Below are 7,202 nucleotides of genomic sequence, written 5' to 3'. Positions count from 1 at the left end.
GGCACCGTGGGTATGCTCTATAATAAAGAGAAGCTGGGAGCCGATTATGTGGCGTCAACGGCTCTGTTCTTTGATCCGGCCTCCCGCAAGGGTCCTGTGGTCATGATTGACTCCATCCGGGAAATGCTGGGCATTGCCCTGAAATACATGGGCAAAAGTGTGAACACCCTGGACAAAAGCGACCTCAAAGCCCTTGCCGATATGATGATCGAGACCAAGTCCAGCAAATACTTTGCCGGATTTGACGTGGGAACCGGCGGCCGTTCCAAGGTTGTTGCAGGCACGGCCATTGCCGCTCTGGTTTACAATGGTGATGCCCTGCGTGCCGTGAATGAGGCCCCTGATAAATTTGTCTTTGCCAATCCCAAGGAAGGCGGCGTGATCTGGGCGGACAATATGGCCATTCCTGCGGGTGCCCCCCATGTGGACTATGCCCACACATTCATCAACTGGGTGCTGGATGCCAATAACGGCGCAGCACTCTCCAACTGGACCCAGTATGCCACCCCAAACAAGGCGGCCAAGGAATTTATCACCCCTGAGGACCTGAAGAATCCGGCTATTTACCCCAGCGAAGAGACCATGAAGACGCTTGAGTTCATCACTGACCTTGGGAAAGATAACCGGTACTATGACGAGCTGTGGACAATGATAAAAACCAGATAATTTTTGGACGAGGAGGCCCACATCTGCTTCGTTGTTGCGAAAAATTGCATATGGGCACCTCCTTCTAACAACATCAGGACACAAAAAGATACATGACACAACTGATACAGATTCAGGGGGAACATCCTTTGGCAGGTCCCCCTGCAAACGGATTTTTCTCCATTCCCGTGCGTACCCCCCAAAGTGACGGGCTGACCATGCCGGCAGAATGGGAGGACCATGATGCCTGCTGGATGGTGTGGCCCTGCTCCCAGGAGTGCTTCAAGGGCGTGCTGCCCGAAGCAAAACAAACCTATGCTGAAGTGGCCCTGGCCATTGCCGATTTTGAACCGGTTTATATGCTGGTCAACCCGGAACAATGGACAGAAGCCCAAAACCTTTTAGGCAGCGCTGTCACCCTGGTCAAGGCGACCTGCTTTGACTCCTGGGCCCGCGACAGTGCGCCCACCTTTGTGCGGGATAAAAAAGGCAAGGTGGCCGGCATCGACTGGGTCTTCACCGGATGGGGGCACTACCCCATTACAGGGCACTGCGATGAGGGCATGGCTATTGAAATCCTGCGCCATTTGTCCATGCGGCGGTACACCGCTCCCTTTATTCTGGAAGGCGGTTCCATCCATGTGGACGGCAAAGGCACGCTGATCACCACAGAGCAGTGCCTGCTGGACCCCAAACGCAATGCGGGATATACCAAAGCGGATTTCGAAACCCTTTTTAAGACCTATCTGGGCATTGATAAAGTGATGTGGCTGGCCAACGGTCTTGAAGGGGATGAGACCACGGGGCATGTGGACATTCTGGCCACATTTGCCCGGCCGGGACTGATTCTGTTAAATAACTGCATTGACCCGGATGACGCCAATTTTGCCGTGACCCAGGATGCCAAACAACGGCTTGCAGGCGCGGTGGATGCCTGCGGAAAGGCCATTGAGATCGCGGAGATTCCCCAGCCGGCTCACCAGAAGTGGAACGGCGAACGCATGGATCTCTCCTATATCAATTTTTACATACCCAATGGCGCCATCATCATGTCCTCATTTAACGATCCGGCAGATGATCAGGCAAAGGAGATCATGCAGCAGATTTTCCCGAATCGCACCATTGTCCAGATCCCGAGTCTGCCCCTTTTTGCCGGCGGCGGGGGGATACACTGCATTACCCAGCAACAGCCGACAGGCACAGCCCTTCCACCCTTTTAACCGGAGTGAACATGGACAAAGTAAATGTCGCTGTCACCCAGATGGTCTGCAGCAAAACGTATGAAACCAATCTAAACAAGGCGGAACGGGTTGTACGGGATGCGGCAGCCAGGGGTGCAAACATCATACTGCTGCAGGAGTTGTTTTCAGGCCCCTATTTCTGCAAGGTACAGGATTTTGCCTATTTTTCCCTGGCCCAGAAGGCTGCCGAAAGTGACTTGATAAAACGATTCACTGCCCTGGCCAGGGAACTAAACGTAGTGCTGCCCATCAGCTTTTTTGAACGGGCCAATCAGGCATATTTCAATAGTGTGGCCATGATTGATGCCGACGGCACAGTCAGGGGAATCTATCGCAAAACCCACATCCCCCAGGGACCTGGCTATGAAGAGAAATATTATTTCAGCCCGGGCGACACCGGTTTCAAAGTGTGGGACACACGGTTCGCCAAGGTGGGCGTGGGCATCTGCTGGGACCAATGGTTTCCGGAAGCAGCCCGCAGCATGGCGCTGATGGGGGCGGATATCTTGCTGTACCCCACGGCCATCGGGTCTGAACCCAAAATGCCCGGGTATGATTCCCAGCCCCACTGGCAGCGGACCATGCAGGGTCATTCCGCCGCCAATGTGATTCCCGTGTGCGCATCCAACCGCATTGGCACGGAAAAGAACCAGGATATTGAAATGACCTTTTACGGCACCTCCTTTATCACCGGAAACACCGGAGAGATACTTGCCCAGTGTGACCGTAAAACCGAAGACCTCAGAATCATTTCTTTTAATTTCAAAGAAATTGAAACCATGCGGGCGGGCTGGGGCCTGTTCCGGGACCGGCGTCCATCTATGTACGGAACGCTGGGCTGCCTGGACGGACAATAGGCTAAACCCGAAAAACGGCTACCAGGTTCTGAAATCCCCGGTGTCCAAATGAACAAAGTCGGACTTGGGGTAATACCCCACCCCTCCAAAGCCTATGGCTGTTGCTATGTCCCGAACTTTTCTGGTTGGCACATCCGTAATGCGGATGTCGATGGCCTGTCCTTTCATATGGAGGCTCTTTTTGGCCACGCCGTGATTTTTTCTGCCCAGGGCCTGATTGGTCTTTTTTGACCGGTATCCGGAGATCACCTCAATAGTGCCCCGGCTGCGAGCAAGCCGCTGAATGTTGGACAGGATATTCATAAGACCGGGGTCAATGGGGTGGATATCACCTGTCCGAAAATCCCGGAGAAACATGTTGATCTCTCTTTGAACCGATGGCAGGAGGCGGCCTTTGGAGAGAGGTATCTCCAGCGATTCTCCCGTATGTGTATGAAAAAAGGAGAGAGGGTGTTTTTGTTTTTCCGATACCATTCCCCAGCTGTTGAATGGAGGGATGGTGAACCATCCCATGCTTGTCAGTGCCGAGGTTAAAAGAAATTGACGTCGATTCATTTTAGACATATACGCTTCTATCTTTCCCGTTTTTGCCACAGGCAGCCTAAAAACCGTGAGGGCTGTGCCTCTGTTATAAGAAAGTCTGGGTAAGCTACTCAGATCTTTCAAGCTTTGTTTTGGGCTGTGCCTGGCAGTTGATATGTCAGGTCAGCCCATGGCTGTCATATGAAAGTCCCAATAAGATGTTAAATTACTTTCATTTCTTGCTGTAGGTTGAGCATAGGTGTTGATAGATCAGGTCAAGCCCATGGCTGTTATTTGTTGAACAAAGCTTTCATAAGCACTTCGTCCCGACCATAAACGTCCCTATTGAAATATATATTGCCCTTTTTGTCAACCCATACGGTTTGATAAGTGATATGGACGGGCAAGGGTATGGGGAGAGTTATGACCCGCCGATTTCCACTTTTTATGATATCGTCTATTTTTTCAAGAGACCATTTTTCCGGCAAATCCTTAAGTACAAAGGCTGCCAAACCCGATGGGTTGCTGACCCGGATACAGCCATGACTGAAATCTCTTCTGGAACGGGAAAAAAGTCCTTTTTGGGGGGTGTCGTGCATGTACACGGCGTAAGGGTTGGAGAGAACAAATTTTATTTTTCCCAGGCTATTCCATGGGCCGGGGTCCTGACGAAGCCGATATTGTGCCATCCGGGCCCGACTGACACCGGCCCAGTCAATGGAGGTAGAATCCAGTTCTCCGGCATTGTCACCCGTGGAAAAAAGCCGAATACGCTTATTTACAAGATAATAAGGGTTTTTCTTGAGCTTTGGCAGCTCTTCATTCACAGCAATGCTCTTGGGGATATTCCAGTAAGGGTTCATATCAATATAAAGGATGTGATCACTGAAGACCGGAGTCTGATGTTTGAATCCGCCTACGATTACAGGCATATCAAGAGCTATATGCTCCTTGTCAAATGCGGACAGATTAAAATTTGGTATGTTTACCAGGATATATTTTTTTCCAAGATCGTGTTGTCTCAAGCGCCAACGTTCCATGTTGACAATGATCTGTTGAATCAATCTGGACAGAGGAATGTTCATGGCAGCCAACATTTTTTGACCGATAACGCCATCCGGTTCCAGTCCATACATAGTCTGAAACTGTAGGATGAAAGGAATGAGCGATCTGTCATAATGAGTTAGATCAGAAACTTTGAAGTCCAGATCGCAACTCCTGGCAAGACGATGGATGATGGCGGGAACACGGTCATCCAGATCCCCCGGCCTGATGGTTTTTCCGGCTGGTATTCGTGGCCATTCCCCATCTTTTTCAATGCCACGGTATATCTTTAATGCCGTTTTCAACTCGGTATAATGCCGGTGTGAAGGGGGAAGCCCTGCGAGGTAACCTTCAAGGTCCGGAGCGCTCAGCGTTTGTTCTATGGAAGCAACAGGGTCGAACTCTTTGTTAACATCAGAAAGTCGCCCACAACTGACATCATGAATATATTGGATAAGGTTGAAGGTCAAAAGGATGTCAAGCTCGGCAAGGAGCTGGGGCTGACGTGCCCTCCAGAGATCGGAAATCCTTGTAACCCCATAGTCATCCGGGTCAAGGCCCTCAGTATTGGATTTGCTCAGATAAAGAAAAATAATTGCCGCTTTCTTACCTGGACCTTCGGGGGTTACCCAGAGGGGGCGCAAACCTGTCAGGTGGTAAATGTCAGCCAACCAAAGTCCTTGATGGTTTGAAGATGATTGATGTTTGAAGGAGGCGGGCAGGCTTAGGGGATGAGATTCAACATATTCCTTGATGGCCCCTGTCAATACGTCCATCCTCATTTCAACATAACTGGCCGGCGGAGAGGACAGGCCTGCCACTGTCAACACAACAAACAAAATACAAGCCTTAGCAAGCATCTTGATTTGTGTTTTTTGCCATGATTTTTGATTGGTTTGATTAGACCGTCTCAAAACATAATCCGTTAAAAAAGGTTAGCGCAAGCTCTAAATGAAAGCGTCCTTTTTGTCAACCAATGTATGAACAATAAACAAAAACCTTAAATTAGGAAAGGGTCGTAAAACAAAACATCCAATACCTGAAGACCCAAAACGGGTTTGGTTCTAACTTCGGCGGCAATACCTATCAATTTTGATGGATCATTTTCAACATATTGATATTTTGGCACTTCAAAGGTATTTAGCTAACCTTTTTCTTGTACTTCAACAAGAATTACTGTAGGAGATAGGCATTTCGAGGAAATGAAAGGAGATGGAAATGAAAGGTTTTTTTAATCAGATCCTTTACGTGGATCTGTCTAATCAAAAAGCAGAGATCAAAAGCGTGGATCAGTCGGTTTACGAAAATTTTCTGGGAGGCAAGGGGCTTGCCACATGGCTTTTGACAGAACTGAACCCGCCGGGTATTGATCCTCTTTCGCCGGAGAACCGGTTGATCTTTGCCACGGGTGCCGTAACCGGCACCACCACCTGGGGCAGTTCCAGGTACGGGGTTTTTACCAAATCCCCGTTGACCGGTCTCTATGCTGAGTCCTATTCCGGGGGCAAGGTACCTGAAGCCATTTCCGCCACAGGCTTTGATGCCATTGTCATCCACGGCAGGGCAGATGGATTGATCATGATGGAAATCACCCCGGAAGGGGCTTTTTTCCACGACGGCAGTCATCTTGCCGGCAAAGACACCTTTGAAACGGAGTCTGCCGTTAAAGCCGAATTCAGCGGCAAACACCCCAAAGGCTGGAAAACCGGACTCAGCGTGATTGGACCGGCTGCCGAGGCCGGGGTCAAATTTTCCATCATCAAAAACGATGGATGGCGATGTGCAGGACGGGCCGGCACCGGCACGGTCATGGGCTCAAAAAACCTTAAAGCCATTGTTTTTTCCGGCAATAAAAAACGGGAGGTTTTTGATAAAAAAGGACTGACTCAACTATCTAAGGCCATGGCTGCCGAGGCTAAGGATCATCCCGTGGTCCAGGCTTATAAATCCATGGGCACCTCCCAGATGGTAAAAATCATGAACAATGCCGGGGCCTTTCCCACCCGGTACTGGACCAAAGGATACGCCCCCCACTGGGAAAAAATATCAGCAGATGCCCTGCACAGCCAATGCGACGTCACCCCCCATGCCTGCGCAAAATGCTATCTTTCCTGCGGCCGGATGACAAAGGTCATCCAAGGACCCCACAAGGGCCTGGTGCTGGAGGGACCGGAGTACGAAACCCTATACACCTTTGGCGGCCTGTGCATGGTGGAGGAGGTGGAACAGATTGTCCGGCTCAACCATGTCTGTGACAGTCTGGGGATAGACACCATTACTGCCGGAAATCTGGCAGCCTTTGCCATGATGGCCCACGAACAGGGGAACTCCGATTATGCCATCCAATTCGGTGACGCCCGGGCGATCGAAGAGCTGCTTGTCAAAATTGCGGCCAATGAAGCGGGCATCGGCCAAACCCTGGCCCGGGGTATTCGCCACGCCGCCGCAGTCTTCGGTATGGAGGAGCAGGCCGTTCATGTCAAAGGTTTGGAACCGGCAGGCTACGATCCCAGGGTACTCAAGGGTATGGGCCTGGCCTATGCCGCCTCGGACCGGGGAGCCTGCCATCTGCGGTCTACCTTTTACAAACCGGAACTGGCAGGCATGATTGATCCCGATCAAGTGGAAGGGAAGGCAAAACTCTTTGTCGATTTTGAAGACAGACTCACCCTGTTTGACACCATGATCCTGTGCAAATTCTATCGTGACCTCTACCCCTGGGAACTGCTCGGAGAGATGATCACTGCTGCAACAGGCATGGACGGATCAAAGGAGAATCTGTCCGGTATTGCCCTGAACGTGGCAGCCAAGGCCCGGGAGTTTAACTTGAGGGAAGGCATGACCCCGGAAGACGAGACCCTGGCGCAGGCTTTTTTCACGCCGCTTAAGGACT

The 7,202-nt window shown here is 50.8% G+C and carries 6 protein-coding genes; 4 read left to right on the top strand and 2 right to left on the bottom strand.

Annotated elements, in window-relative coordinates; genetic code table 11:
• The 3 genes from B3D59_RS06460 to aguB all read left to right on the top strand — a co-directional run.
• Positions 1–666, top strand: a 666-nt coding sequence (locus B3D59_RS06460; RefSeq protein WP_286818502.1) for a polyamine ABC transporter substrate-binding protein, incomplete at its 5' end; no start/stop codon positions are given.
• 92 nt (positions 667–758) lie between these two features.
• Positions 759–1,865: an agmatine deiminase family protein gene (locus tag B3D59_RS06455; RefSeq protein ID WP_286818501.1), complete on the top strand. Its 1,107-nt coding sequence runs from the start codon at positions 759–761 to the stop codon at positions 1,863–1,865.
• A gap of 11 nt (positions 1,866–1,876) precedes the next feature.
• Positions 1,877–2,743: an N-carbamoylputrescine amidase gene (aguB, locus tag B3D59_RS06450; RefSeq protein ID WP_286818500.1), complete on the top strand. Its 867-nt coding sequence runs from the start codon at positions 1,877–1,879 to the stop codon at positions 2,741–2,743.
• A gap of 18 nt (positions 2,744–2,761) precedes the next feature.
• On the opposite strand, the gene B3D59_RS06445 is transcribed toward aguB, so the two are convergent.
• Both B3D59_RS06445 and B3D59_RS06440 read right to left on the bottom strand, forming a co-directional pair.
• A complete protein-coding gene (locus B3D59_RS06445) occupies positions 2,762–3,298 on the bottom strand; it encodes a YcbK family protein (RefSeq protein ID WP_286818499.1) in 537 nt (178 codons plus the stop codon).
• A gap of 257 nt (positions 3,299–3,555) precedes the next feature.
• Positions 3,556–4,980: a L,D-transpeptidase family protein gene (locus B3D59_RS06440; RefSeq protein WP_286818498.1), complete on the bottom strand. Its 1,425-nt coding sequence runs from the start codon at positions 4,978–4,980 to the stop codon at positions 3,556–3,558.
• A gap of 547 nt (positions 4,981–5,527) precedes the next feature.
• Between B3D59_RS06440 and B3D59_RS06435 the strand changes: the two genes are divergently transcribed.
• On the top strand, positions 5,528–7,202 hold a 1,675-nt coding region (locus tag B3D59_RS06435), incomplete at its 3' end, for an aldehyde ferredoxin oxidoreductase family protein (protein WP_286818497.1).

The sequence above is a fragment of the Desulfobacter sp. UBA2225 genome (assembly GCF_002348205.1).
GTDB classification, from domain to species: Bacteria; Desulfobacterota; Desulfobacteria; order Desulfobacterales; family Desulfobacteraceae; genus Desulfobacter; species Desulfobacter postgatei.
The sequence above is the reverse complement of the archived record's forward strand: the minus strand, read 5'-3'. Positions and strand labels throughout refer to the sequence as shown.

What these genes read in the sequence shown, in the direction of transcription:
- aguB (WP_286818500.1), top strand. Translation starts at nt 1,877, where the DNA reads ATGGACAAAGTAAATGTCGCTGTCACCCAGATGGTCTGCAGCAAAACG.
- B3D59_RS06445 (WP_286818499.1), bottom strand. Translation starts at nt 3,298, where the DNA reads ATGAATCGACGTCAATTTCTTTTAACCTCGGCACTGACAAGCATGGGA.
- B3D59_RS06455 (WP_286818501.1), top strand. Translation starts at nt 759, where the DNA reads ATGACACAACTGATACAGATTCAGGGGGAACATCCTTTGGCAGGTCCC.